The sequence below is a fragment of the Marinobacter koreensis genome (assembly GCF_023156285.1).
GTDB classification, from domain to species: domain Bacteria; phylum Pseudomonadota; class Gammaproteobacteria; order Pseudomonadales; family Oleiphilaceae; genus Marinobacter; species Marinobacter koreensis.
Genome location: NZ_JAKZAJ010000006.1, coordinates 247,394 through 272,135 on the forward strand (window position 1 = coordinate 247,394; position 24,742 = coordinate 272,135).

The 24,742-nt window shown below is 60.5% G+C and carries 22 protein-coding genes; 5 read left to right on the plus strand and 17 right to left on the minus strand.

Annotated features, from left to right (window positions below):
* Positions 1–61: 61 nt before the first annotated feature.
* The 5 genes from MLD04_RS16595 to MLD04_RS16615 all read left to right on the plus strand — a co-directional run bounded on the left by MLD04_RS16595 (position 62) and on the right by MLD04_RS16615 (position 5,615).
* Complete coding sequence (locus MLD04_RS16595; RefSeq protein ID WP_248160550.1) at positions 62–715, plus strand: hypothetical protein; 654 nt, start codon at positions 62–64, stop codon at positions 713–715.
* A gap of 21 nt (positions 716–736) precedes the next feature.
* The gene (locus MLD04_RS16600) at positions 737–1,531 is read left to right on the plus strand and encodes a COG4705 family protein (protein WP_248160551.1); all 795 of its coding nucleotides are present in this window, start codon (positions 737–739) and stop codon (positions 1,529–1,531) included.
* An 83-nt stretch (positions 1,532–1,614) separates the two neighbouring features.
* The gene (mprF, locus tag MLD04_RS16605) at positions 1,615–4,176 is read left to right on the plus strand and encodes a bifunctional lysylphosphatidylglycerol flippase/synthetase MprF (protein WP_248160552.1); all 2,562 of its coding nucleotides are present in this window, start codon (positions 1,615–1,617) and stop codon (positions 4,174–4,176) included.
* A 66-nt stretch (positions 4,177–4,242) separates the two neighbouring features.
* A complete protein-coding gene (locus MLD04_RS16610; protein WP_248160553.1) occupies positions 4,243–4,626 on the plus strand; it encodes a DUF2750 domain-containing protein in 384 nt (127 codons plus the stop codon).
* Positions 4,627–4,649: 23 nt separating this feature from the next.
* Positions 4,650–5,615: a zinc-binding metallopeptidase family protein gene (locus tag MLD04_RS16615; protein WP_248160554.1), complete on the plus strand. Its 966-nt coding sequence runs from the start codon at positions 4,650–4,652 to the stop codon at positions 5,613–5,615.
* Positions 5,616–5,635: 20 nt separating this feature from the next.
* On the opposite strand, the gene MLD04_RS16620 is transcribed toward MLD04_RS16615, so the two are convergent.
* The 17 genes from MLD04_RS16620 to MLD04_RS16700 all read right to left on the minus strand — a co-directional run bounded on the left by MLD04_RS16620 (position 5,636) and on the right by MLD04_RS16700 (position 24,521).
* On the minus strand, positions 5,636–7,186 hold the full coding sequence (locus MLD04_RS16620; RefSeq protein ID WP_248160555.1) for a DHA2 family efflux MFS transporter permease subunit: 1,551 nt from the start codon (positions 7,184–7,186) through the stop codon (positions 5,636–5,638).
* Positions 7,183–8,328, minus strand: coding sequence for an HlyD family secretion protein (locus tag MLD04_RS16625; protein WP_248160556.1), 1,146 nt, complete (start codon positions 8,326–8,328; stop codon positions 7,183–7,185). Before MLD04_RS16625 ends, MLD04_RS16620 begins: the two co-directional genes overlap by 4 nt.
* Positions 8,329–8,458: 130 nt before the next feature.
* Positions 8,459–9,541 (minus strand): ABC transporter permease, encoded by a 1,083-nt coding sequence (locus MLD04_RS16630; RefSeq protein ID WP_248160557.1) that lies wholly within the window; start codon positions 9,539–9,541, stop codon positions 8,459–8,461.
* A gap of 1 nt (position 9,542) precedes the next feature.
* Positions 9,543–10,640, minus strand: coding sequence for an ABC transporter permease (locus MLD04_RS16635; protein ID WP_248160558.1), 1,098 nt, complete (start codon positions 10,638–10,640; stop codon positions 9,543–9,545).
* Complete coding sequence (locus MLD04_RS16640; protein WP_248160559.1) at positions 10,633–12,309, minus strand: ATP-binding cassette domain-containing protein; 1,677 nt, start codon at positions 12,307–12,309, stop codon at positions 10,633–10,635. The genes MLD04_RS16635 and MLD04_RS16640 overlap by 8 nt, the downstream gene beginning before the upstream one ends.
* Positions 12,306–13,283, minus strand: a complete 978-nt coding sequence (hlyD, locus tag MLD04_RS16645) for a secretion protein HlyD (RefSeq protein ID WP_248160560.1) — start codon at positions 13,281–13,283, stop codon at positions 12,306–12,308. Before hlyD ends, MLD04_RS16640 begins: the two co-directional genes overlap by 4 nt.
* On the minus strand, positions 13,280–13,936 hold the full coding sequence (locus MLD04_RS16650; protein WP_248160561.1) for a CerR family C-terminal domain-containing protein: 657 nt from the start codon (positions 13,934–13,936) through the stop codon (positions 13,280–13,282). The genes hlyD and MLD04_RS16650 overlap by 4 nt, the downstream gene beginning before the upstream one ends.
* Positions 13,937–14,055: 119 nt before the next feature.
* Positions 14,056–14,976, minus strand: a complete 921-nt coding sequence (locus MLD04_RS16655) for a branched-chain amino acid ABC transporter permease (protein ID WP_379883708.1) — start codon at positions 14,974–14,976, stop codon at positions 14,056–14,058.
* Between the two features lie 77 nt (positions 14,977–15,053).
* On the minus strand, positions 15,054–15,941 hold the full coding sequence (locus MLD04_RS16660; RefSeq protein ID WP_248160563.1) for a branched-chain amino acid ABC transporter permease: 888 nt from the start codon (positions 15,939–15,941) through the stop codon (positions 15,054–15,056).
* Positions 15,942–16,001: 60 nt separating this feature from the next.
* Positions 16,002–17,213, minus strand: a complete 1,212-nt coding sequence (locus MLD04_RS16665) for an ABC transporter substrate-binding protein (protein WP_248160564.1) — start codon at positions 17,211–17,213, stop codon at positions 16,002–16,004.
* 79 nt (positions 17,214–17,292) lie between these two features.
* Positions 17,293–18,015: an ABC transporter ATP-binding protein gene (locus MLD04_RS16670; RefSeq protein WP_008937547.1), complete on the minus strand. Its 723-nt coding sequence runs from the start codon at positions 18,013–18,015 to the stop codon at positions 17,293–17,295.
* Positions 18,012–18,809 (minus strand): ABC transporter ATP-binding protein, encoded by a 798-nt coding sequence (locus MLD04_RS16675; RefSeq protein ID WP_248160565.1) that lies wholly within the window; start codon positions 18,807–18,809, stop codon positions 18,012–18,014. The genes MLD04_RS16670 and MLD04_RS16675 overlap by 4 nt, the downstream gene beginning before the upstream one ends.
* Before the next feature lie 78 nt (positions 18,810–18,887).
* Complete coding sequence (locus MLD04_RS16680; protein ID WP_248160566.1) at positions 18,888–19,313, minus strand: PaaI family thioesterase; 426 nt, start codon at positions 19,311–19,313, stop codon at positions 18,888–18,890.
* Positions 19,310–20,959 carry an AMP-binding protein gene (locus tag MLD04_RS16685; RefSeq protein ID WP_008937544.1) on the minus strand — a complete coding sequence of 550 codons (1,650 nt, stop codon included), beginning with the start codon at positions 20,957–20,959 and terminating at the stop codon, positions 19,310–19,312. Before MLD04_RS16685 ends, MLD04_RS16680 begins: the two co-directional genes overlap by 4 nt.
* A 141-nt stretch (positions 20,960–21,100) precedes the next feature.
* Positions 21,101–22,162, minus strand: coding sequence for a proline racemase family protein (locus MLD04_RS16690; RefSeq protein WP_248160567.1), 1,062 nt, complete (start codon positions 22,160–22,162; stop codon positions 21,101–21,103).
* Positions 22,162–23,304, minus strand: coding sequence for a zinc-binding dehydrogenase (locus MLD04_RS16695; RefSeq protein ID WP_248160568.1), 1,143 nt, complete (start codon positions 23,302–23,304; stop codon positions 22,162–22,164). Before MLD04_RS16695 ends, MLD04_RS16690 begins: the two co-directional genes overlap by 1 nt.
* Before the next feature lie 116 nt (positions 23,305–23,420).
* On the minus strand, positions 23,421–24,521 hold the full coding sequence (locus MLD04_RS16700; RefSeq protein WP_008937541.1) for an AI-2E family transporter: 1,101 nt from the start codon (positions 24,519–24,521) through the stop codon (positions 23,421–23,423).
* Positions 24,522–24,742 lie beyond the last annotated feature (221 nt).

The following is a 24,742-nucleotide window of genomic DNA, read 5'->3' on the forward strand; positions in this document are numbered from 1 at the left end:
GCGGCAGGTATTTCACAGCGGATATAACTGATTCCGACATTCACACATAACGGAGTATCCGATGAAGCAATTCCTGCTCGCCGCCTTTCTGATCGCGGTTCCTGTGATTGCGTTTTCGACGATAGAGGTGACGCATCACACCGAGAGCCAATCCGCAGACAGCTCTAGCCATTCGGCCAGCCGCTCGCTCGGGGATCTTTCCGAGTACGAATCCATTGTAGAAGAAACACGGAAGCTGGCCTCGAAAGGTGACATGACGGCTGCGGAGAAGCGCATCACGCGATTCGAGACCAAATGGGATGACGAGGAATCAAAGCTTCGCGCCCGGGCACCCTCAGCCTGGGGCAATGTCGACGCCGCAGCGGACAAAGCCTTTGCGGCCTTGAGGACGTCCAGCCCGACAAAGCCACAGGTTAAACAGGCACTCGACAATCTGACGAAAACACTGGCCAATCCCGGGAACAACGCCCCCGGCGCCGGTATCCAGTCGATCGCGGGCATCGCCGTGACGGATGCCGGTGGGCACCCCCTGCCCTGCGAGGCCATGCTGAGGGATCTCCGGGATGTCTTCGATCAGGGCGCATTTTCCGACGCCAATCTCAAGCAGGCCAGGACACTGCAGAGCCAGGCCATGGAACGCTGCAACGCCGACGACGATGTCCGGTCTGATCGCTTCTCCGCTCAGGCACTGGCATTGGCCAAGCAATCTCTATAACAGGAACCGGAGGCACCTATCATGGCGACCAACACAGACACTGCTCACATCAACCCGGACGAACTACGCCCGAACCGGGTCCCCCAGGTAACAGCGGGTTTCTGGATCATCAAACTCATGGCCGTGACCATGGGGGAAACCGCCGCCGACTACCTGGCAGTCAACCTCGGGTTAGGCCTGACTACCACATCCCTGATCATGACAGGCGTGCTGATCGCTGCCCTGGCCCTTCAGTTCTCCCGGAAGCGATACGTTCCCTGGACCTATTGGTCAGCGGTGGTCCTGATCTCCATCGTCGGCACCCTGATCACGGATAACCTTGTCGACAACCTCGGGGTCAGTCTGGTGACCTGCACCATTGCGTTCAGCGCGTTGCTGGCCGCGACGTTCGCCGCCTGGTACCGGAGCGAAGGCACGCTTTCGATCCACACGATTGTGACCACGCGCCGGGAAGCCTTCTATTGGCTGGCGATCCTGTTCACCTTCGCGCTGGGCACCGCAGCCGGTGATCTGGTGTCCGAGCAGTTCGGACTGGGCTACATGGCAACGGGGGTTCTTTTCGGGAGTATGATCCTGTCGCTCTCGATCGGGTATTTTCTGCTGGGCCTCGATGCCATTCTTGCTTTCTGGCTGGTGTATATCCTGACGCGGCCACTGGGTGCTTCGTTTGGCGACATGCTTTCACAGCCGGTGAACTATGGTGGCCTTGGCTTCGGCACCATCGATACCAGCCTGATATTCCTCGGGGTCATTGCAGCGGTCGTCGCCTGGATGACGCTGACCGGCAAAGATCGGGAACTGGTACCCACCAGCTAGCCACCTCTCGGAATCCGTGCCACCATCAATGATGGTGGCAGACACTCCGGGGGCGTCCTGTCTGTAACATGGATAAGAGTCGATTGAAAACATACCGGGCCAGTGCCCTCAGGAATCGATTACGTGCCTGGCTTCCGCCATTGGCGGGGGCTCTGCTGCTGGTTGTTTCCGGTTGGATTCTGCACCGTGAATTACAGTCGGTAAGTTACCGGGAAGTCCGCCAGGCGCTCCACGCACTCCCTGCCAGCCACCTCTTGCTGGCACTGGGGTTTACCGGATTGAACTATCTGGTGCTGAGCCTCTACGACCAGCTGGCATTCCGTTATCTGGGTAGCCGGGTGACCCGTGCCCGGATTGCCCTCACCGCCCTGACCAGCTACGCGATCAGCAACAGTGTCGGGTTCGCGGTATTGTCCGGAACCGCCGTGCGACATCGGTTCTACTCGCGCTGGGGCGTATCCGCGGCGGACCTCGCGCGCATCATCGTTTTCAATTCGAGCACCTACTGGCTCGGCTTGCTCGCCCTGGCCGGGTGGAGTCTGACCTTCCAGCCGCCCATTCAGAGTGGTCTCTTCCAGGCCAGCATGCCGTGTCTGGGCGGCCTCTGTCTGGCCCTTGCGTCGGCTTATCTCGTCCTTTCAGCGTTGCGCAAGGCGCCGTTTCAGGTGCGTGGCTTCGAAATCCGTATCCCCTCGCCGCCCCTTGCGTTCCAGCAGGTGCTGGTATCCATGGCGGACTGGGCCCTGGCCGCCGCCGTACTGCATGCGCTCCTGCCGGAGAGTGGACCCTCCTACGGAACCTTGCTGGGCGCATTTCTTGCGGCCCAGGTGTTCGGACTGGTCAGTCACGTGCCTGGTGGCCTCGGGGTTTTCGAAGGGGCAATGCTCCTGTTTCTCGGGCCCTACCTGCCCGTTGATCAGATCATTGCCGCGCTGATCCTGTTCCGTCTGATCTATTACGTCATTCCTCTGGTGTTTGCCTTACTGGTGTTGCTCGGCGATGAAGCGAAACACCGGGGGGAGCAGCTGGTCACGTTCGGGAAGTCGCTCGGCGGCTACTCGACCCGGCTCGCCCCCCGGGCCCTGTCCGTGTTCACGTTCATGGCCGGGCTTTTGTTGCTGGTATCCGGCGCAACCCCGGCGGATAAATCACGGCTTCTCTGGCTGGCAGACATCCTCCCGGTTGGCCTGTTCGAGGCCTCGCATTTCCTTGGCAGCCTCGTGGGCGTCGCTCTACTGGTGCTCGCACAGGCTATTTCACGTCGCATCCGCCTGGGCTATTACCTCGTCGTTGCCGCACTTCTGGCCGGCATCCTGGCGAGCCTGCTGAAGGCCGCCGATTGGGAAGAAGCCATGGTGCTCGCCTGTGTAATGGTCGCGCTGGTCCCCTGCCGGAACCTGTTCGATCGAAGAGCGACTTTGTTTAACGGCCGCTTCTCGCCCGGCTGGATCATCGCCATCGTGGCTGCGCTCGGCAGTTCGATCTGGCTTGGTTTCTTTACTTTCCGGCATGTCGAATATTCCAACGATCTTTGGTGGCAGGTGGCGCTGAACAAGGATGCGCCCCGGTTCCTGCGTGCCAGCGTTGGTGCGGCGGTGGCGCTGATGGGCTTTGGTCTCTGGCGGCTGCTGCGGCCCGTGTCCCCCGTGGCGGAGCTTCCCTCCGACGAGGCGATCACAGACGCAAGCGACATTATTGATGCCCAGGCAGACACCCTGCCTCTGCTGGTCTACCTTCGGGACAAGGCCCTGTGGTTCAATCCCGATCACACCGCTTTCGTGATGTACGGTATTCGAGGCCGTACCTGGGTGGCTCTGGGCGATCCGGTCGGGCCCCCTGTTCCGGCCCAGGCTCTGATCCGGGACTTTGTGGAACACGCGGACGATTTTGGCGGCGTACCGGTGTTCTATCAGGTGAAACCGCAGCAGCTGTTCCTTTACGCAGAGCTCGGCATGAGCTTCGCGAAGCTTGGTGAAGAAGCACGGGTCCCACTGGAGGGCTTCTCACTGCAGGGCCGGCGATACCGGGATCTCAGGCTGGCCATCAACCGGTTGGCCAATGAGCACGTGGACTTCCGGATCGTCGATGCCGCCGAGGTGCCCGCTATCATGCCTCAGCTCAAGGCCGTTTCCGACGATTGGCTGGCCAGCAAATCGGCAAGCGAGAAGGGATTTTCACTGGGCTTTTTCGATGCCGATTATCTCTCACGAATGCCGGTGGCCGTTCTGGAGCAGGAGGGCCGCATTCTGGCCTTCGCCAACCTCCTGTGCGGCCCGTCCGGAGAAGAGCTCTCGGTGGATCTTATGCGTTTCGCTTCGTTCGCACCCCGGAGCGCGATGGATGGGTTGTTCGCCCATCTGTTTCTCTGGGGACAGGCGCAGGGCTACCAGTGGTTCAATCTCGGCATGGCGCCACTGTCCGGCCTGGAGGTGTCTCCGGTGTCCCCCGTGTGGGCGCGCCTGGGCCGGATCATCTATCGACACGGTGAGGCCTTTTACAATTTCGAAGGCATCCGGACCTTCAAGGCAAAATTCCACCCGGTCTGGGAGTCGCGCTACATCGCCTATCCGGGCGAATCCTCCCTGCTTCTGATTCTGGCGGACATCGCCGCCCTGTCCGCTGGCGGTTACTGGCGACTCATCTAGCCTCCGCTACGTGTTACGCTGGTAGCCAGATATCCCGACAACCTTCTTCATAAACGTGGAGCCCCCATGAGCAGTGATCCGTTAACCCAAATACTCGAGATGGATGGCGAGGGCCGCTACGACTATTTCCTGAACCAGGTGCTCGAAGAACGCGAGATCTGGATACTGGTCAATGCGGACAACCGTTTTCTGAAGATTGTCTCGGAGGAAGACGGCGTGGCCTACCTGCCGGTGTGGCCCAGTGAGGCCCTTGCCGCGGGGTATGCCAAGGGCTCAGACGATCTTTCACCGAAAAGCATTTCCATGCCGGATTTCTTCCGGAAGTGGGTGCCGGGGCTGACCCGGGACGGGCTTGAAGTCGGCGTGTTTCCGGGTGTGGATGACACGCTCTGGATCACCGGGGCGGAAGAGCTGAAACGCGATCTGCAGGACGACATGTCGAGCTTCTGATCCGCTGGAGGAGCAGGTGCACTATGAAGGTATTTTCCAATCCCCTTGGTTCCGGATCACTCTGGTTCGATAATCTGACCACCGCCGACGGTATGCCGGTGGCCTACGATCCTCAGGCGCGGGAATTCCTGCCCATGCGGCCATTCTGTGCCAACCGGGAGATCATCGGGTGCAACTGGATTGCCCCCCGGGAAGGCGCCTTCTGCCGTTCCTGCGAAATGACGGCGCTGGCGCCGGATCCCGACATTGCCAATGCCATGCCCAATTGGGCGACCACCGAGGCAGCAAAGCGCTGGGCACTCGATAATCTCGGGCGCTGGCACTGGTTCCGGCCGGAAGACCCGGGCACCCGCCCGGTGTTTCACATGCTGGCCGAGGGGCTGACACCGGTGGCCATGGGGCACGCCAACGGCGTGGTTACCATCAGTGTCGCGGAGGCGGACCCGGTCGTACGGACCACCCGGCGCCAGGCATTGCAGGAGCCCTACCGCACCATGGTCGGCCACATGCGCCATGAGATTTCCCACATGCTCTGGTGGCGCCTCAGCCTGCGGGAGGACTTTCTGGAAGCGTTCCGCACGGTGTTCGGGGATGAACGCCGGGATTATCCGGCGGCACTCGAATACCATTACCACAATGGGCCACCGGCCGACTGGCGAGAGTATTACCTGACCTCCTACGCGTCGGCGCACCCCCATGAAGACTGGGCGGAGACAGCAGCGCACCTGCTGCACCTGACCGACATCACCGACAGTTTCGTCGCAGCAGGCCTGTCGTCACCGGAAATACCCGACGCCCACTGGGATCCCTATTCGGAACCGGATACCGCGCGACTGATCAACGTGGCCGCCTCCCTGGCGATCCGGGTCAACCACGTCAACCGCTCGATGGGACTGTCGGATCTTTATCCGTTTGTGCTGTCGCAAACGGCACAGCGCAAGCTGGCGTTCGTTCACAACTGGCTACGGCGGGGCGCCCAGGGGCTGTAATCCCCGGGGGTTTCGACGACTCAGGCTTCCTGCGGTTCCGCCTCGGGCTCCTGCTCCGCCTGTTTTTTCCGGGAGGCGCCCCGGAACAACAGGATCAACGGGATCGCGGCCAGAGTCATCCAGGCCATGGCCTGGAAATCGTTGAGGTAACCGATCGCCGCCGACTGCCGGGTGAGCTCTCCGTTGAGCATGGCCAGGGCCTGGTCGCTGCTCATGCCCACGCCCTGGCCTTCCATCAGTTTCTGCACCGGCTCCCGGAACGGGGTGAGCTGTTCGCTCAGCACGGCGTGGTTGGTCTGGGTATTGCGGGCGGCCCAGGCGACCATTACGGAAATCCCGATACTGCTGCCGATGTTCCGCATCAGGCTGAACATGGCCGTACCCTCGGTGCGGTAGCGCTGGTCCAGGGTGGAGAAGGTGATGGTACTCAGGGGCACGAATACAAAGCCAAGCCCCAGCCCCTGAACGATGCCGGTGTGCACCAGAGCCATGGGGCTGATATTAAGGTTGAACTGGGCCATTTCGAACAGGGAGATGGCGGTCAGCGTGAGGCCGAAACCCACCAGCAGTCGTACGTCGATCCTGTTCACCAGCCGGCCCACCAGGAGCATGGCAATCATGCTGCCAATGCCCCGGGGCGCCAGTACCTCACCGGTGGTGATCACCGGGAAGCCCATCAGGTTCTGCAGGAACGGCGGTAGCAACGCCAGGGTGGCCAGCAGCACAACCCCGACGATGAAGATGAACACCAGGCCAATGACCAGGTTGCGGTCCCGGAACAGGCCGGGCTCCAGGAACGGCTCTTTGGCGGTCATCATGTGCACGATGAACATGTAGAAGCAGATCGCCGCCACCATGGTCTCGATGATGATCTCGGTGGACGAGAACCAGTCCAGGCTCTGCCCCCGGTCCAGCAGCAACTGCAGGGAGCCGATGGCCAGCGACAGCACGGTAAAACCGAACAGGTCAAACCGTCGCTTCATCTTCTCCGTCTCGGGAACAAACATGAGGATACCGGCCAGGGCCAGAACACCCACCGGCAGGTTGATCAGGAACACCCAGCGCCAGTTGTAGTATTCGGTAAGATAGCCGCCCAGCGTGGGGCCGAGGATGGGGCCAACCATGACGCCCACGCCCCAGATGGCCATGGCGGAGCCGTGTTTCTCCTTCGGGAAGGTGTCCAGCAGCACCGACTGGGACAGCGGCACCAGACCGGCGCCGAAGATACCCTGCAACAGGCGAAACAGGACGATCTGGTCCAGGGAGCCGGCAACGCCGCACAACAGGGAGGTGATGGTAAAGCCGGTGACCGAGGCGATGAACAACCGCTTACGGCCGATGCGGGCGGACAGGAACCCCGTCATTGGGGTCATGATGGCCGCCGCGACGATGTAGGACGTGAGTACCCAGGCGATCTGTTCGGAGGTCGCCGACATGCTGCCCTGCATGTGCGGCAGGGCCACATTGGCGATGGTGGTGTCGACCGCCTGCATGATGGTCGCAAGCATGATCGACACGGTAATCAGGCCTCGATTGAGGCTGGTTCCCGACTCTGTCGCCTGAGGGCTCACTGGTCAGCCCCGGTCCGTTCGTCGGCTTTGGCCGTGGCCACGGCGCCCTGCATCCAGGAGGTCAGTGGCGCGAGAAAGGCGGGGCCCCGGTGGTGCCAGCCGGTGTCGATTTCCACCGTCACGCTCATCCCCGACCGGAGACGCGCGCTTTCCGGAAGCGCCTCGAGCTCGATACGCACAGGCACCCGCTGGACCACCTTGACCCAGTTGCCGGTGGCGTTCTGTGCCGGCAATACCGAGAACTCGGAACCGGTGGCACCGGCAATGCTGCCCACGTGTCCCTTGAGATCCAGGTCCGGGTAGGCATCCACGTGGATGTCGACCGACTGCCCCTCCCGAACGTGGGTGAGCTGGGTTTCCTTGAGGTTGGCATCGATCCATACGTTGTCTACCGATACCAGGCTCATGGCGGAACGACTCGGCCCTGCGTATTGACCCGCAACGGGGGTTTTCGACGCGATGCCATCGAACCGGGCCACGACCTTCGTGTCCGCCAGGTTCTGACGGGCAGACTCCAGGGCCGCCTCGGCCTTGCGGAACATGGGATGGTCCGTGACAGCGATGTCAGGGTCTCCGGCCAGCCCGGCTTTCAGGCGATCCAGCCCCTTTTGGGCCTGCTGGACACTCTGCTCGGCCAGTTCCTGCTTGTGACGATAGCTGTCGAGAACGGAATCGGACACGGCATGGCTGTGGGAGAGTTCTACCTGGCGCTGGTATTCCCGCTTGGCGAACGCGAGGTTACTGCGAGCAATCTGCAACTGCTGCTTCTGCTCTTCGTACTGGGCCTTCATGGTCTCGATCTGGGTCCGGACATCCGCGAGGGCGGACTCGGCCTGATCTACCGCAATGCGGTAACGCTTGGGATCGATGGTGAACAGGCGATCCCCGGCGTGCACCGGCTGGTTTTCACGCACCGCCACATCGGTGATGGTGCCGGAGACCTCGGGTACCACAGACACCATGTCCGCATGCACGTAGGCGTTTTCTGTATCCACGAAACGGCCGCCCACCAGATAGAAGATGCCCGCACACACCAGGAGGATGAGCGGGACAATTACCAGTAGGACGAATCGTACGCTGGCACGCCCGGAAAGGCGCCGAAGGCGGCCGGGGTTCGTGGCTTGGCTGTTCTCTTCTGTCATGTCCGGTTCCCGAAAACTGGGTTCGTATTTGTTTTAACCTAGGCTAAAGGTCATACATTATAAGCATGCTCACTTTTCTATGAAACAAAAATTACGGATTTCCGAGGCAGTCGGTTCACAGGGTGGACGATCAGTGCAGGCGTTTTCGGACCACCAGGGTGGCGCCGGACAGCGTCACCAGCGCAATCAGGGCCAGGGGCCACAGATGGGAGACCACCACATCAGCCGGTATCGATTTCAGGAAACTGCCCTGCACAATCACCAGAAAATGGGTCAGAGGTATGGCCTGGGCCATCCATTGGAGCAGATCCGGCATATTTTCCACCGGTGTGGCAAAGCCGGACATCAGTACCATCGGCACCGCGAGGGCAAACACGCCGAGAATGGCCTGCTGCTGGGTTTCGGAAACGGCGGATACCATCAGGCCAATACCCACCACCGAGATGATAAACAGCACGAGTGCGCCCGCCAGCCAGAGCAGGGACCCGGTAAACGGTACCTGGAACAACAGCAATGCCGCCGTGATCATAACCGAGCCCATGACGAAGCCCATCAGTACCGCCGGCAGGCACTTGGCAAGGATGATTTCCAGCGGCGTGGTGGGCGACACCAGTAACTGGTCGAACGTCCCCAGCTCCCGTTCCCTGGAAATTGACAGCGCCGTTACCGCCAGCGCGATTAACATGGACAGAATCCCCGACAGGCTCGGCACGACGTACCACTGGTATATCAGATTGGGATTGAAGGCATGTCGCAGGACCATGGGTTCGGTCCGGTTACCCTGCTCCATGGCAATGGCCTGGAGATAGCTCAGTGCCACCTGGGCCGCATTCGCCTGCTGGCCGTCCAGTATGACCTGGACCGGCGCCGGTTGCCCCGCCAGCCGGTGGCGGGAGAAATCCTCCGGGATGTGAAGGGTCAGCAACGCACGCCCCTGTTCAATCAGCTCATCCTGCTGCTGCCGGTTGTGCACCATGATGACATGGCCTACGAAGCTGGCGCTGGTAACGTCCGCAACGAACTCCCTGGCGGGCTGGCCGATGTCCTCGTTGAACACGGCAACGGTGGCGTTACGCACTTCCAGGGTGGCGGCGAAGGAAAAGATCATCAGCTGCAACAGGGGCGGGAGTATCAGGATGGCCCGCGCCCGCGGGTCGCGCAGCAGGCTGAGCAATTCCTTGATGATCTGGGCAAGCAACCGGGATCCGTTCATATCAGGACTCCAGGCTCTTGCGGGTTTTGGCGCGGGCGATGGCAAACATCACCGCGCCAATGGCGAGCATGGCAAGTATGTCTTTGATCAGCAGGGGCCACACATCGCCGACCAGGAACACGCTGTGCAGGGATTCGATGAAGTAACGCGCCGGCACAATATGTGTCAGCAAGCGGATCGGGGCTGGCATGGCGTCGATCTCGAACAGGAATCCCGACAACAGGAAAGCCGGCAGGAAACCGGAGAACAACGCCGCCTGGGCGGCGATAAACTGGTTCTTTGCCAGCGCCGAAATCACCAGCCCCTGCCCGAGTGCCGGCACCAGGAAACAGGCGGAAACCAGTAACAGAGTCCCCCAGCCTCCCCGGAGCGGGACGTCGAAGATATGGATCGCCAGCAGTGTACTGCCGAGGGTCGCGATCAGCCCCAGCCCGAAGTATGGCAGCAGTTTTCCAAGCAGGATCTCGGGAATCCGGACCGGTGTGGACAGCAGTGCCTCCATGGTCCCCCGCTCCCACTCCCGGGCAACCACCAGCGCGGTCAGCAGGGTGCCGATCATGGTCATGATAATGGCAATGGCACCGGGCACCAGGAACTTGCGGGTTTCCACCTCTGGGTTGAACCAGAACCGTGCGTCCAGCTTGATCGGGGATCGAAGGCCCCGATCCGCCAGCCAGTCCACCAGTACCCCCCGGGCATAACCGGCGACAAAATTGGCGGTGTTGGGCTGGGTGCCATCGGTAACCACCTGGATCAGCGATTCGCCACGGGCGAGACGATGGTCGAAATCGGGCGGAATCAGCACGTACCCTTTCAGCTCACCGCTGACCAGAAGCGGCGTCACCTCGTCCCGATGGCGGGCCGGCAACACCTGAAAATAGGAGGTCCCGCTGAATTCCGCCGCCAGGGACTGGGCCTTGGCACTGTCGGTCTGAAGCACCACACCCAGGTGAAGCTGCCGGATATCGAGCGACACCGCATAGGCGAACAGGAACAGAAGCACCACCGGCAGGACGAACGCAATGAGGATGGCGGAAGGGTCACGGATCATCTGCAGGCTTTCTTTCTTGATCAGGGCAAAGAGCCGGCGGCTACGCATCGTCCTGCTCCTCGATCAAGTGAATGAACGCCTGTTCCATGCTGGCTCCCTGCCCCGCCCGTGCCTTGAGGTTATCCGGCGTATCCAGAGCAATGACCCGCCCCCGGTGCATCAGCGCGACCCGGTCACAGTATTCGGCTTCATCCATGAAGTGGGTGGTCACCAGCACGGTCACACCTTTGCCCACGAGGCCGTTGATATGGGTCCAGAATTCCCGCCGGGTGATCGGGTCGACACCGGAGGTGGGCTCGTCAAGAAACAGGATCGGCGGCCGGTGCATGAGGGCACAGGCCAGTGCCAGGCGTTGTTTGAAGCCCAGGGAAAGCTCGTCGGGTGCGTTGTCGAGCAGCGGACCCAGCTGAAGGCCGTCGATCATTTCATTGATGCGATTCTGCTTCTCCCCGCCTCGCAAACCGTAGACGCCGGCGTAAAAGGTCAGATTCTGGCGTACCGATAGCAGCCCGTACAACGAAAATTTCTGGGCCATGTATCCCAGCTTGAGTTTGGCATCACTGGCGGCGCTGCGCAGATCCAGCCCGGCCACACGAGCCTCTCCGCTGCTTGGCTTGAGCAGACCACATAACATCTTGAACGTGGTGGATTTGCCGGCACCATTGGGGCCCAGCAAGCCGAGTATTTCCCCCTGGCGAACGTTGAAACTGACATCGTCCGTCGCGACAAACTCGCCGAACCGGCGGGTAAGATGGTGACAGGAGACCGGGTCTTTCAGTTCCGGTACATCAGGCATCTGATCGGCCAGCGGAGAGTGCCCTCCCGGGCCGCCCCCAAGCAGGTCGATAAAGGCGTCCTCAAAGCGCGGGGCGACCGACTCCACATCGCCCAGTGAGGCCAGTGCCTCACCGTCGACGCCCTCATCCATCACCACACGGATTCGGTCGCCCTCAATGGTGCCGTCACGGACATCGTCACGGGCAAGAACCTCGCCCAGCAATGCCCGCTTCTCATGGGGCCCCTTCAGCCGGAAGCAGCGACCCTGCAGGCGCCGGGTCAGTTCGCCGGGCTCACCGGTAAACCGCAACAGGCCGTCGCTCATCAACAGGACATCTTCGCATCGCTCGGCCTCTTCCAGGTACGCCGTGGCCCAGATCACCGCCATACCCTCCCCGGTCAGGGCCTGAACCATCCGCCACAAATCCTGGCGGCTGACCGGGTCGACCCCCACGCCCGGCTCGTCCAGAAGAAGCACTTCGGGCGAGGTAATCAATGCACAGGCCAGTCCCAGCTTTTGCTTCATGCCTCCTGAAAGCTGGCCTGCGAGGCGTTTTGTAAAAGGCCCCAGGCGGGTGAAATCGAGCAGCTTTTCGAACGTGGCATCATAGTCGTCCCGGGGTAACCCCCGGAGTTCGGCATACAATTTCAGGTTTTCCTGGACCGAGAGATCTTCGTACAGGCCAAAACGCTGGGGCATGTAACCCACCGATTCCGCCAGCGCCATGCCCTGATGGACGGGATCGAGACCTGCAACCCGGAGCGTGCCACTGTCCGGTTTCAGAAGGCCCGCCATCATCCGGATCAGCGTGGTTTTACCGGCGCCATCCGGGCCCACCAGGCCGGTCAGCCGGCCAGCGGCGATCTCTCCGGAAATGCCCTTCAGTGCCCGGGTCTTTCCGAACGCCTTATGGACGTCGTCGAGGGCAATCGCGGTCATGGCTGGTCAAGGGTGATGGTGACCGGCATACCCTGCAGCAAGCGGTCATCGGCGTCGCTGACCACAATGCGAAGCCGGTAGACCAGCTCAGTACGCAGCTCCTCCGTCTGGACGGTCTTGGGGGTGAACTCGGCCCGGGGCGACACAAAGCCGACTTGCCCATGGTATTGACGGTCATTACCGTCCGCCGTCACCAACACCGCAGTGCCGGGTGACACCTCTCCCAGATGGGGCTCGCTGACATAGGCGCGCACGTAGACCGGGTCACGCAACGCCAGACTGAACACAGGACTGCCCGGCTGGACCATGGCGCCCGGCTCTACCACCCGACTGAGCACTTCGCCGTCGCTCGGTGCAACCAGACGGGCATCAGAAAGCGCGGTTTCCGCCTGGGCCGCGTGGGCTTTTGCGGATTCCAGTTGCGCCCGGGCAGCGCTGATATCTTCCTGTCGGGGACCCTCTTCCAGCATAGACAGGGTTGCTCTGGCAGCGCCCAGTCGCGCCCGGGCTTCATCCAGGGCATAACGTGCACTGTCCAGTGCCTGTTGGCTGGTGGCGCCGGTGTTGGCCAATTCCTTCAGCCGGTTGAATTCCAACTGCCGGCTGGAAAAAACCGCGGCCGCCTGACGCTCTGCCTCCTTGGCCTGTTCGATTTCCTGAGGCCGGCTGCCTGCTTCCAGCCGGGCCAGGGTCGCCTGCGCCTGATCCACACCCGCCCGGGCCGCAGCCACGGCATTCTGCAGGGGTTCGTCATCCAGCTCGGCCAGCAGTTCTCCGGCTTTGACCCTGTCACCCTCGTCCGCGTGCAGCGCCGTCACCCGACCGCCCTGGCGGAAGCCCAGGGACAGCTCCCTCACATCCACGTTGCCATACAGGGTCAACGGACCGCTTTCCGTTTGCTGACTGCGGTACCAGGCGTATCCGCCGCCCGCCAGAATGGCCAGAACAACCAGCGCAATCAGGGGTTTCTTCATTCCAAAGGCTCCTTAGTCAGCAACAGGCGGATGTTGGTGAACACGCGATGTTTTATGGCCTCGATATCCGGACTGCTCCAGCCCATATGACGCTGAATGCCGGTGCGGGCAAAACGCCAGACCAGTATCTGCCCGAGTACCGTGATCACCAGCGTCTTGACCTCGTCACTTTGAAGGTCCGGCCGAAGATGTCCGACCAGGCGAGTGGTGATTCCCAGCACCCGCCCCATGAAGCGCTCATACAGGACATCAAAGGCAGGCCCGGGGTGCTGTTGCTCCCGGAGAATCAGCTGGGACCAGTATTCGGTTTCCGGTTGCAACATCAGTTCGACCAGCCCGCCGCAAAATGTTTCCAGAGCCACCAGGCATTCCTCGGGGGCCGGATCAGGTTCGGCCAGCAAAACCTTCAGCTGTTCCAGCCTGGTGGTCATTCTTTGCTCAAGCGCTTCTGCTATAGCCACGAAAACCGCCTGATAGAGATCTTCCTTGCCACCAAAATGATAGCCAATCAGGGCCTGATTGACGTCCGCCGCTTTGGCGATGGCACGGGTACTGGCACCGTGATAGCCCAGCTCCGCGAAGACGCGGGTGGCGGTTTTTATCAAAGTGTCCCGGGTGGTATCACCCTGCTGTTTACGGGAATCCTGAGGCATGACGCTCGTTTATTTAATCGATTGATTAACTATGAGGTTAACCCTGTTTTCCAGCGGGCGCAAACAAAAAAGGGCCGCGCATTGCGCGGCCCTTATGAGCACTTCCCGGATCGATCGACTCAGCTCAGGTTTTTCCTCATGAACTTCTGGATCTCGCCCACAATACCACTGCGGAAGGCGATAACCGTCAGAACGAAGATGCCACCGAGAATCGGATCCACCCAGTCCCGGAGTGGCCCCTGGGCAAGCTGGTATTCCACGTTCACCACAAAGGTGGCCCCTACGACCGGCCCCAACAGGGTGCCAGCACCGCCCACGAGGGTCATCAGGATCACCTCGCCAGAGGTGTGCCAATGGGCATCGTTCAATGATGCCAACTGGAACACCACCGCCTTCATGGAACCCGCAAGCCCGGCCAGGGCGGCGGAGATCACAAACGCCAGGATCTTGTAGCGGTTGACGTTGTAGCCCAGCGAGATGGCCCGGGGCTCGTTCTGCTTGATGGCATTGAGCACCTGGCCAAACGGGCTGCCAACGGTCCTCTGAACCAGCAGGTAGCAACCCAGGAATACCGCAAGGATGAAGTAGTACAGATTCAGGTTGTCGTTAAGGTCGATCAGCCCGAACAGTTCCCCCCTGGGGATCCCCTGCATGCCGTCCTCGCCGCCGGTAAAGGAGGACTGGACGAAGAAGAAAAAGACCAGCTGGGCCAGCGCCAGGGTGACCATGGCGAAATAGATACCCTGCCGGCGGATCGACAGCAACGCGAAGCCGAACCCAAGTGCTGTAGCCATCAGGGTGCCTGCCAGGATTCCCAACTCCGTTGTGAGCCAGGGAACATTACTCAGCAGGTAGCCGGTGGTGTAGCCCCCGGTGGCCAGGAACGCTGCGTGGCCGAAGGAGAGCAGGCCGGTGTATCCCAGCAGGAGATTGAATGCCACCGCGAATAATGCGAAGCACAGAATCTTCATCAGGAAGACCGGGTACATAACCAGCGGTGCCAACACGAGAAGTACCAGCAGCACCCCGTTCAGGATCATCTTCTTGCGATGCTCGGATTGCTGCTGTTCGAGAATCGCCTTCTGTATATCGGTCTGTTTGACGGTTTCGTTCATGGTCAGGCCTCCTTACCAAACAGGCCGGCAGGCCGGAACATCAGAACCACCACCATCACCAGGAAGATGACAGCGGACGAAGCCGGGGGATAGAAGGTTTTGGTCAGGCCTTCGATGACCCCCATGAGCACGCCGGTAATGATGGCACCACCGATGGATCCCATGCCGCCGATCACCACCACGGCGAACACCACGATCAGTATGTGTGATCCCATCACCGGAGTGACCGAGTAGATCGGTGCCGCCAGCACACCGGCGAATGCCGCGAGCATGACGCCGAAACCGTAGGTCAGGCTGATCAGCAAAGGCACATTGATACCGAAGCCCTGCATCAGCTGGGCATCTTCGGTGCCCGCTCTGAGGTAGGCACCGAGTTTGGTTTTCTCGATCATGAACCAGGTGCCGAAGCAGACAACCAGGGCCACCGCGATGACCCACGCCCGGTAGTACGGCAGGAACATGAAACCGAGGTTGACCCCACCCTTGAACAGATCCGGTATGGAATATCGCAGGCCGGACACGCCGTAGATGTTGGTCAGGATTCCCTGGATCATCAGCGCTGCGCCAAACGTCAGCAGCAGACTGTAGATGTGGTCCTGGCCGGCAATGCGCCGGAGCAGGAAGTACTCGATGAGCATCCCGAAGACACCGACCAGAACAGGCGCCAGGAACAGGGCCACCCAGTAATTGACACCCATGGCATCAAACATGATGACCGTGACCATGGCACCAAGCATGTACATGGCGCCGTGGGCGAAATTGATAATCTTGAGCAGGCCGAAAATAACCGCCAGGCCCAGGCTCAACAGTGCGTAGAAGGCACCGTTGATGACTCCAATCAGAAGCTGGCCCGACAGCACTGCCACAGGCACGCCGAAAATCATGGACATGTTGCTAACTCCACTCTGGCTCCCCGTGCGACGCACGGGGAGCCTTTGTTACCTTCCGGATTACATGCTGACCAGTTTGCACTTGCTCTCGGAGAGTGGACGGAAGGCCTCATCGGCCGGGATGGTCCGTACGATGTTGTACAGGTCCCATTCGCCGGAGGATTCCTCGGGGGTCTTGACCTCAGCCAGGTACATGTCGTGCACCATGCGACCGTCTTCGCGGATCACGCCGTTCTTGGCAAACATGTCGTTGATCGGATGCTCCATCATGTACTTGCGCACGGTCTGGGAGTCGTCGGAATTGGTCGCTTCCACGGCCTTCAGGTACTGCATGGTGCTGGAGTAGATACCCGCGTGAACCATGGTCGGACGGGCTCCGGTCGCTTCCATGAACCGATCGGACCAGGCGCGGGTCTCATCGTTCATGTCCCAGTACCAGCCGGTGGTGAGCTGGATGCCCTGGGCCACATCGGTGCCGAGTGCATGAACGTCGCTCAGGAAGAGAACCAATGCGGCAAGAGTCTGGCCGCCCTGGGTAACGCCGAACTCACTGGCGGTGTTGATGGCGTTGGTGGTGTCGGCACCGGCGTTGGCCAGGGCGATCACATCAGCGCCAGAGGCTTGCGCCTGCAGGATGAAGGAAGAGAAGTCCGGGGTCGGGAACGGATGGCGAATGCTGCCAACCACTTCACCGCCGTTGGCTTCCACAACGCGGGTTACGTCCGCTTCCATGGCATGGCCGAAGGCGTAATCAGCGGTCAGGATGAACCAGGTTTTACCGCCTTCCTGCACGATCGCTGTCGGGGTACCGATGGACAGCGCGTAGGTGTCATAGACATAGTGGATATGGTTCGGCGTGCAATGCTCGTTGGTGATGCTGGATGCGGCAGAGCCGGATACGATGCCCAGCTTGTTGTTCTCTTCCAGAATCTTGGTGGCCGCGATGGTCACAGACGATGCGACCATACCGCCGATCATGTCGACCTTGTCGTTCTCAACCCAGCGGCGAACTGTGCTGGAGGCCACGTCCGGGCTGTTCCGGTCGTCGGCACTGACGACTTCGATCTTGGCGCCTTTGACCGAGCCACCGAAATCCTTGATGGCCATTTCCATGGCCTTCAGGCCGTTCGGGCCGGCCAGGTCCCGGTAGGTACCGGACATATCCGCCAGGTAACCCATTTTTACCATGTTGTCGCTAATCTCCGCCTGGGCGCCACTCACCATGAGGGCGGATGCAACGGCTGAGGTCAGAAGCTTTTTCATCATTGTCATTGTTGTATCTCCGCTACTGTCTTGCGTCGGTTCGGGTTGTTGTTGCTTTTTTAGCTTGCGCTAGCATTTCTATCCGGGGTCAGACCCCCAAATAGCCGTTCAGCACCGACTGTTTGGCACTCAGCTCGTCGGCGCGTATCTCTTCCATGATCTGACCATGCTCGACCACGTAATGGCGGTCGGCTAAAGGCGCCGCGAAGTGGAAATTCTGTTCCACCAACACAATCGTCAGCCCTTTTTCCTTCAGAGCGATCAGGACATCCCCGAGTTTCTCCACGATTACCGGGGCAAGGCCCTCGGTGATCTCGTCCAGCAGGAGCATGTTGGCGCCGGTGCGCAGTATGCGGGCCATGGCCAGCATCTGTTGTTCGCCCCCGGAGAGCTTGGTGCCCTGGCTGAAACGACGTTCGTAGAGATTGGGGAACATGGTGTAAATCTCTTCCAGGCTCATTCCTCCGCTACGCACCACCGGTGGCAGGGTGAGGTTTTCCTGGACGTTGAGTGACGAAAAAATGCCCCGATGTTCGGGGCAATACCCGACACCCAACCTGGCAATATGATGGGGAGCACACGACATGGTCTCCTCCCCGTTGATCATGATGGAGCCGGTGCGGCGGCCCACCATGTTCATGATGGCTTTCAGGGTGGTGCTGCGGCCGGCGCCGTTGCGCCCGAGCAGGGTCACCAGCTCGCCGCGGTTCACCACCAGATCGATCCCGTGCAGGATGTGGGATTCACCGTAAAACGCGTGCAGCCCGGAAATGCGCAACTGCTCGTACTCCCTGCCCGTTCCCTGGCTCATGCTTCGGTCTCCGTTGTTGCCGCCGGCGCACCACGTTCACCACTGGCATCGGTGCCCATGTAGACTTCGCGAACGCGTGGATCCGCCGACACTGTTTCGTAGTCGCCTTCGGTCAGGACGGCACCCTGGGCCAGCACGGTAATGCGGTCACACAGCTTGCTCACCACACTCAGGTTGTGTTCCACCATCAGGACGGTGCGCCCCTGTGCGGCCTTGCGCACCAGCTCCACGACCCGGTCCACATCTTCGGTGCCCATGCCCTGCGTCGGTTCGTCCAGGAGCAGCAGCTCCGGCTCCATCGCCAGTGTGGTGGCCAGCTCCAGCGCCCGTTTGCGGCCATAAGCCAGCTCGACGGTCGTGGTATTGGCGTAGCGGGTCAGCCCAACCGCATCAAGCAGTTCCATGGCCCGCTCATTGAGCTTGTTGAGACGGTTGCCGGACTGCCAGAAGCTGAAGGAATTGCCTTCGAAGCTCTGCAGTGCGATGCGGATGTTCTCCAGCGCCGTCATGTGGGGGAACACGGCTGAAATCTGGAAGGAGCGCACAACGCCCTTGCGGGCAATGGCGGCCGATTTCATCGCGGTGATGTCCTGACCCTTGAACAGGATCCTGCCCCGGGTCGGGATGAGAAACTTGGTCAGCAGGTTGAAGACCGTGGTCTTGCCGGCGCCATTAGGGCCGATCAGCGCATGTATGTCGCCCTGGCGGATCTTGAGATTGACGTCGTCGACAGCGACGAAGCCTTTGAATTCCTTGACCAGGTTACGGGTTTCGAGAACGTACTGTTCACTCATGGGCATTCTTGCCTTTTGTTATTGTTGTATTTCTTAACTATCCCAAGATTAGATTGACGTATACGTAAACGTCAATACCTAATTGCGATATTTTTCCGGCGGAATGGAATACGTCATCGTGGAATGGGCGACCGGTTCTTCCACGCCTTCGGAATACACGAACACCTCCCCCACTCCCATGGTGCGCCCCACCTTCAAAAGGTTGGCGCGTGCCCAGATGGGCGCATGGGCCACCGGCTTCCGCAGGAAGTTGATGTTGAGATTGGTGGTCACCGCCAACGGCACCAGCCCGATCTTGCTGAGCAGTGCAGCGTACATGGTGACATCCGCCAACCCCATCATCGCCGGGCCCGACACCGTGCCGCCGGGCCTGAGATGTTCTTCATCCACCTCCAGCTTCATTTCCGCCCAGCCATCCCCGAGCTTCTGCAGGGAGCCGAATGCGGCCCCCTGCGGAAATTGCTCGTCGAGGAAAGCCTGGAGCTCCTCAAACGTGATGATCATGCGTTAACTTCGTCCTTGGCCCGATTCCGCAATACAAACCGCTGGATCTTGCCACTGGGCGTCTTGGGCAGCTCATCCACGAATTCGATCTCACGAGGGAACGCGTGGGTGGACAGACGGTGCCGCACGAGCTCCTGGAGTTCGTCCTTCAACGCCTGCTCGTCAGCCGGTTCCTGACCCGCCTTGATCACCACGAAGGCCTTGATGATGGAGCCACGTTTTTCGTCCGGCTTGGCAACCACACCGGATTCTGCCACGGCCGCATGCTCAAGCAGTGTGCTTTCAACGTCGGCGGGACCGACTCGATAACCGGCAGTGGTGATGATGTCGTCGTCACGACCGCTGAAGGAGTAGCTGCCATCGCCGTGGGAGATCACCATGTCGCCGGTGAGGTAGTAGCCCTTCACGAACGGGTCTTTCTCGCCCCAGGTGTAGCCGTCGAAGTGGAACAGCGGCGACGCTTTGACGTCGACGGCCAACTGGCCGATTTCGCCCTCACCCACTTCCTCGTTCTTCTCGTTCAGGGCAACCACCCGGTGGCCGGGGGAGGAATACCCCATGGAACCCTGACGGACCGGATGTTCCAGCGCATGGAAGTTGCAGCAGGTCATGCCGGTCTCGGTCTGGCCATAATGGTCTTTGACCGGGCAGTAGTGACGGTTCCTGATCCAGTTGACCACTTCCGGGTTCAGCGGCTCGCCGGCACTGCTGGCCACACGTAACCCGAGATTCTCACCCTCCGGCAGGACCTGATCGTTGGCCTTCAGCAGCCGGTAAGCCGTGGGCGCCGCCGCGAGGTTGGTGATCTTGTACTTGCGGATCATGTCGTAAGTGGATTCGGGCGTGAACGCACCGGGGTTGAAGTGGGTCGCGTGCCCCATCAGCAATGGCCCGACCACGGCGTAGTAGAGGCCGTAGGCCCAGCCCGGATCCGCAACGTTCCAGAACTTGTCGTCTTCGCGCAGGTCGATGGCGTACTTCATGTACACGTAGAACGCCAGCAGCGCACGGGCCGGAACCGCAACACCCTTGGCCTTGCCAACCGTGCCGGAGGTAAACATCTGCAGGAATGGATCGGTTCCCTTGATCATGACCGGCTCGAACTCATCCGATTGCGACGCCAGGGTGGCCTCGAAGTCCGCCACCTCTGCCCCTGTATCAGATGCATTCACGCACAGGACCGGTGGACAATCTTTGACCTCGGTCAGTTTCGGATAGTTTACGGGATCGGTCACCACCAGCTTTGTGCCGGCTCGTTCAAGCCGGTACTCGATGGCACCGGAGCCGAACGCTGTGAACAGGGGTTGATAGACGGCTCCCAGACGCAGCGCCCCCGCAATGACCACGAGAAGCTCCGGCCCCCGGGGAAGCAGACCGGCAACCCGATCCCCTTTCCCGACACCCTGGCTGGCGAGATAGTTGGCAAATCGCGCAGAAGCCGCTTTCAGCTCGGCAAAGGTCATTGTGCCGTCGCCGCCATCGGTCTTCTCGTAATAGAGTGCAACTTTGTTCGGATCTGTGGCCCACTTGTCGCAGATCTCGTGGCACACGTTCAGACCGCTATCAAGACGTCCGTCCAGGATGTCCGCTTCCAGTGCGGCCGCATCAAAGTTGTTGTACACCTCGGTGTATTGCGGAAGGCTCATCGTCAACTCCTGTTGTTTTTATCATCAGATTCACGAGTTGAAGATTTAGCACAGGGTTCACTTTACGTAAAGGTCAACTTTAGAATAAGAGAAAACCCGTAGACTGGAATCTGAGTCTATTCCGGCCTACGGGCCCTGAAATCAGCCGCTCGGCGCGACGTCTCCTTTTTTCCGGCTGGACAGAATATGATGAAGGCCGTCGCAGTCGACCATCGGATCGTCACAATTGACCACGATATCCGACCGGGCAATCACATAGCCCTTGCCGGTAATGGTGTTGTTCACCACCTGGTACTCACCCTCTTCCTGTATGGACGTGAATTCACCGATGAATCCGGTTTCGCGGAGCGAGACCGTCTCCAGCTTGTCGCCAGGGCGGATCAACCCCTGGTAATTCATCAGCGCCAGTCTCGCCGACGTCCCGGTTCCGGTGGTGCTCCGACAGATCACCCCCGGATGAACGTAGGTGGCCGACCGGGAACGGTAATAGCCGTCAGCCACATGCTCCACCGGCCCCATGAAATGCAGGAATGGCAGTGGCCCGACGTCCCCCAGCGTGTAGTGGGAGAACCCCCTTTCCGCCTGGATGGCCTCAACAATCGCATGAGCGGTTTCCGCCAGCCGGCGCTCCTCGTCCAGGGTCAGATCAAACCCCAGTTCGGAGGCATCAACCAGCGCGTAGAATCCGCCACTGTAGGCCACGCTGTAGGTCACCCGACCGATCGAAGGCACATCGATCTGCGCCTGATAGGTGTGGATGTAACTGGGCAGGCCCTCACAGGTAATGGCTTCCACAACACCGTCGTGCACGGTGGCCTCGATCTGCACCAGGCCGGCGGGGGATTCCAGCACGAACTGCTGTCGCCCCTCCTGTTTGGGCACAATGCCGGCTTCGAGCACGGCAGTTGCGGTGCAGATGGTGTTCGACCCCGAGTAGATCGGATACCCCATCACCTCCATGATGATGTAGCCCGCGGCAGCACGGGGATCGGTGGCCGGCACCAGCAGGTCCACGGACATTTCCGGAATGCCATACGGCTCTTCCAGCAGCAGCTTGCGCAATCCGTCGGCATCGTCCCTCAGGTATTCCATCTGCGCGCGAACCGAGTCGCCGGGCAGCAGGTCAATACCGCCCGTCACGATCCGGCTGACATCGCCACCGGCGTGGGTGTCCATGAGCTGAATGGTCAGTTCCGGTTTCATCAGGCGGTCTCCAGGGCGAAGGGTTGGCCGTGTTCGTCCCACTGGGCATCGGGAACGATCACAATCTTGCCGAGGTAGTTGCTGCCCCGGTTCACAAAGTATTCCTCCGCGTGATGCAGGTCCGACAGTCGGAACGCACCATGAAGTACCGGCTTGAGATGGCCGTCGCGAATCCAGGCCATCAGTTGCTCCGCCTCTTCCCGGGTGCCGTGGGAGACACCAAAGATCTGCACCTGATACAGGTAGATGCGCGTCCAGAGGATTTCGCTGATGTTGCCGCCACTGGCGCCGGCGATGCTCAGCCGCGGATAGGTTCCGCGGGCATTCATGTCGAAGATCATGGTGTCGATGAAGATATCCGTCATTTCACCGCCCACCAGATCCATGACCGCGTCGATCGGCTTGCCACCGGTTTCCGACTTGACCCGTTCCACAAAGCTGCCCATGTCGGAGCGATCCAGCACGGCCTCCGCCCCCAGGTTCAGCAGAGCCTGTGCCTTGTCCTGCTTGCTGAGGGCGTAGGGAATGGCCCCCATAATGCGGCAGAGCTGAATCAGAGCAGTCCCGACGCCACCGCTGGCGCCGGTCACCAGGACCCGCTCACCGGCGCGGACATTGGCCGAGGTGAGCATGTGCATGGCGGTCTGGTAGGAACACATGCCCATGGAGGCCACTTCCGCATCGCGCAGTTCCGGATTGGGAATGTGATGAAACTGATCCGATGGCAGGGCTACATACTCGGCGTAGCCCCCATCGGCGCCGTGGCCGTAATAGTCCGGCGTCAGGTTGATGTCCCGACGGCCATCGGCATAGATGTTGAAATCGAGCAGCCCGCGCTGTCCAACCCGGCCCTCGTCAACGCCGTCACCCACGGCGACCACCCGCCCGGCGATATCCGCACCCTGAATGCGAGGAAACGTCAGGGTCGGTTTGCCGCCCATCTGGAACGACGTCATTTCGCCTTTTTTGGTGGGATAGAGCCCTTCCCTTGCCTTCCGGTCGGTGTTGTTCTTGGCCGTTGCCGTTACCTGAACCAGGACCTCACCGGGCCCCGGGCGAGGTGTCTCGACGTCCCGGTACTCAAGCTTTTCGATGCCACCGTGGCCGGTCAGAACCATGGCTTTCATGGTGTTCGGGATCATTGGGAACGAAACCTCCCTCTGTTGGTTGACGGTCGGATATTCTGATCAGCATAGGTGACCGGCCCGTCAGTGTCAGGGGGGTGTTACGGATATCCATTAGTCCACCCGGGAAGCCGTCAGCGGGCGATCACGCGGTAAACCGGACGGAGCGATGGAATCTGCTTGAGAACCACCTGGATCACCGTCATCAGCGGCACCGCCAGGAGCACGCCCAGAGGTCCCCAGAGCCAGCCCCAGAAGAAGATCGCGACGAAGATAATGACCGGATTAATGGCCATGCGGAAACCGTGAATCCAGGGTTCCAGGAAAAAGCCGACGATGGTGGTCAGTACAATGAAACTCACAGGTGCCAGAAGCATCATCCAGGCAACGTCCAGCGTCGTGGCCGAGACGGTGGCCAGCAAGGCGATGGTCAGCATGTTGCCCAGGTAGGGAATGAACCGGGCCAGGCCGGCCACGAGCCCCCAGACAGAGGGATCAGGCAGCCCTACGGCCCAGCAGATCAGGCCGGTCAGCACGCCCACAGAACCATTGCTGAGGCTGACCACGGCCAGGTAACGGGCGATTTCCCGCTGAGAACCATGGGTGATCCTCAACACCGTCTTGCGATGCTTTCGGGGCAACTGCCGGACAAAGTTACGGATCAGCGAGTCACCACTCACCAGCAGAAAGTAGGTCAACGCAAGTGTCAGCGCGAGGCCAGCGATGCCATTCCGGGCCTGGGACATGAGCTGGCTACGCCAGGAATCTGTCTGCAGGACAACGGTATTCGGCTCTGCCGCTTCCCCCTCGGACAGCTTCTTGACCGACTTTTCGACCTGCTGCGCCGAGCGGTTGACCTTGTCGATCTGCTGCATGATTTCGTTGTCACCCACCAGGAGCCTGGACAGGCCCTCCGGTGCTTTCTGCGCCCATTCCAGGGCCGGCGTGGCGACCGCCATACCCACGCCCACCAGGATAGCGAGGACTGTCGACACCAGCACCAGCGAACTGACCATGCGTGGAATCCGCCACTTCAGGTAAAGCTTTTTCACCACGGGGGCAAGCAGCAGGCTCGTCAGGACACCGATCACAATCGGCAGGATGATCTGGTGGGCCACATAGAGGGTGTACAGGATGCCGAGAACGAACAGTCCATAGATCGGCATGGACAGGTCAGCGGGGATCAGCCGGTTTTCCGCTTCCTGCGATGAGCGTGATGATTCCTGTTCGTCCATGATGCTTACCCTTCTGCCGGTAGACCGGCCAGTGTAGTGCCTAGACAAGCCCGTTTGCCACCCTGTTCAGGATGAGACAACCGTAATGTGCTACCGGGACGCCGAATCGGGTTTTTGGTAGACTGGTCGCCGAAAAGGATATCGGTTAACAGGAAATGGAGTTTCCATGCATCGCGTCTCAGCGCTTCTGCTGGCACTGTCGCTTGCCGGCTGCAGCAGTT

Excerpts from the sequence above, each read along its gene's own strand:
- MLD04_RS16595 (WP_248160550.1), top strand. The coding sequence starts at position 62 with ATGAAGCAATTCCTGCTCGCCGCCTTTCTGATCGCGGTTCCTGTGATT.
- MLD04_RS16600 (WP_248160551.1), top strand. The coding sequence starts at position 737 with ATGGCGACCAACACAGACACTGCTCACATCAACCCGGACGAACTACGC.
- MLD04_RS16610 (WP_248160553.1), top strand. The coding sequence starts at position 4,243 with ATGAGCAGTGATCCGTTAACCCAAATACTCGAGATGGATGGCGAGGGC.
- MLD04_RS16615 (WP_248160554.1), top strand. The coding sequence starts at position 4,650 with ATGAAGGTATTTTCCAATCCCCTTGGTTCCGGATCACTCTGGTTCGAT.
- MLD04_RS16625 (WP_248160556.1), bottom strand. The coding sequence starts at position 8,328 with ATGACAGAAGAGAACAGCCAAGCCACGAACCCCGGCCGCCTTCGGCGC.
- MLD04_RS16630 (WP_248160557.1), bottom strand. The coding sequence starts at position 9,541 with ATGAACGGATCCCGGTTGCTTGCCCAGATCATCAAGGAATTGCTCAGC.
- MLD04_RS16635 (WP_248160558.1), bottom strand. The coding sequence starts at position 10,640 with ATGCGTAGCCGCCGGCTCTTTGCCCTGATCAAGAAAGAAAGCCTGCAG.
- MLD04_RS16640 (WP_248160559.1), bottom strand. The coding sequence starts at position 12,309 with ATGACCGCGATTGCCCTCGACGACGTCCATAAGGCGTTCGGAAAGACC.
- hlyD (WP_248160560.1), bottom strand. The coding sequence starts at position 13,283 with ATGAAGAAACCCCTGATTGCGCTGGTTGTTCTGGCCATTCTGGCGGGC.
- MLD04_RS16650 (WP_248160561.1), bottom strand. The coding sequence starts at position 13,936 with ATGCCTCAGGATTCCCGTAAACAGCAGGGTGATACCACCCGGGACACT.
- MLD04_RS16655 (WP_379883708.1), bottom strand. The coding sequence starts at position 14,976 with ATGATCCTGAACGGGGTGCTGCTGGTACTTCTCGTGTTGGCACCGCTG.
- MLD04_RS16660 (WP_248160563.1), bottom strand. The coding sequence starts at position 15,941 with ATGTCCATGATTTTCGGCGTGCCTGTGGCAGTGCTGTCGGGCCAGCTT.
- MLD04_RS16665 (WP_248160564.1), bottom strand. The coding sequence starts at position 17,213 with ATGACAATGATGAAAAAGCTTCTGACCTCAGCCGTTGCATCCGCCCTC.
- MLD04_RS16670 (WP_008937547.1), bottom strand. The coding sequence starts at position 18,015 with ATGAGCCAGGGAACGGGCAGGGAGTACGAGCAGTTGCGCATTTCCGGG.
- MLD04_RS16675 (WP_248160565.1), bottom strand. The coding sequence starts at position 18,809 with ATGAGTGAACAGTACGTTCTCGAAACCCGTAACCTGGTCAAGGAATTC.
- MLD04_RS16680 (WP_248160566.1), bottom strand. The coding sequence starts at position 19,313 with ATGATCATCACGTTTGAGGAGCTCCAGGCTTTCCTCGACGAGCAATTT.
- MLD04_RS16685 (WP_008937544.1), bottom strand. The coding sequence starts at position 20,959 with ATGAGCCTTCCGCAATACACCGAGGTGTACAACAACTTTGATGCGGCC.
- MLD04_RS16690 (WP_248160567.1), bottom strand. The coding sequence starts at position 22,162 with ATGAAACCGGAACTGACCATTCAGCTCATGGACACCCACGCCGGTGGC.
- MLD04_RS16695 (WP_248160568.1), bottom strand. The coding sequence starts at position 23,304 with ATGATCCCGAACACCATGAAAGCCATGGTTCTGACCGGCCACGGTGGC.
- MLD04_RS16700 (WP_008937541.1), bottom strand. The coding sequence starts at position 24,521 with ATGGACGAACAGGAATCATCACGCTCATCGCAGGAAGCGGAAAACCGG.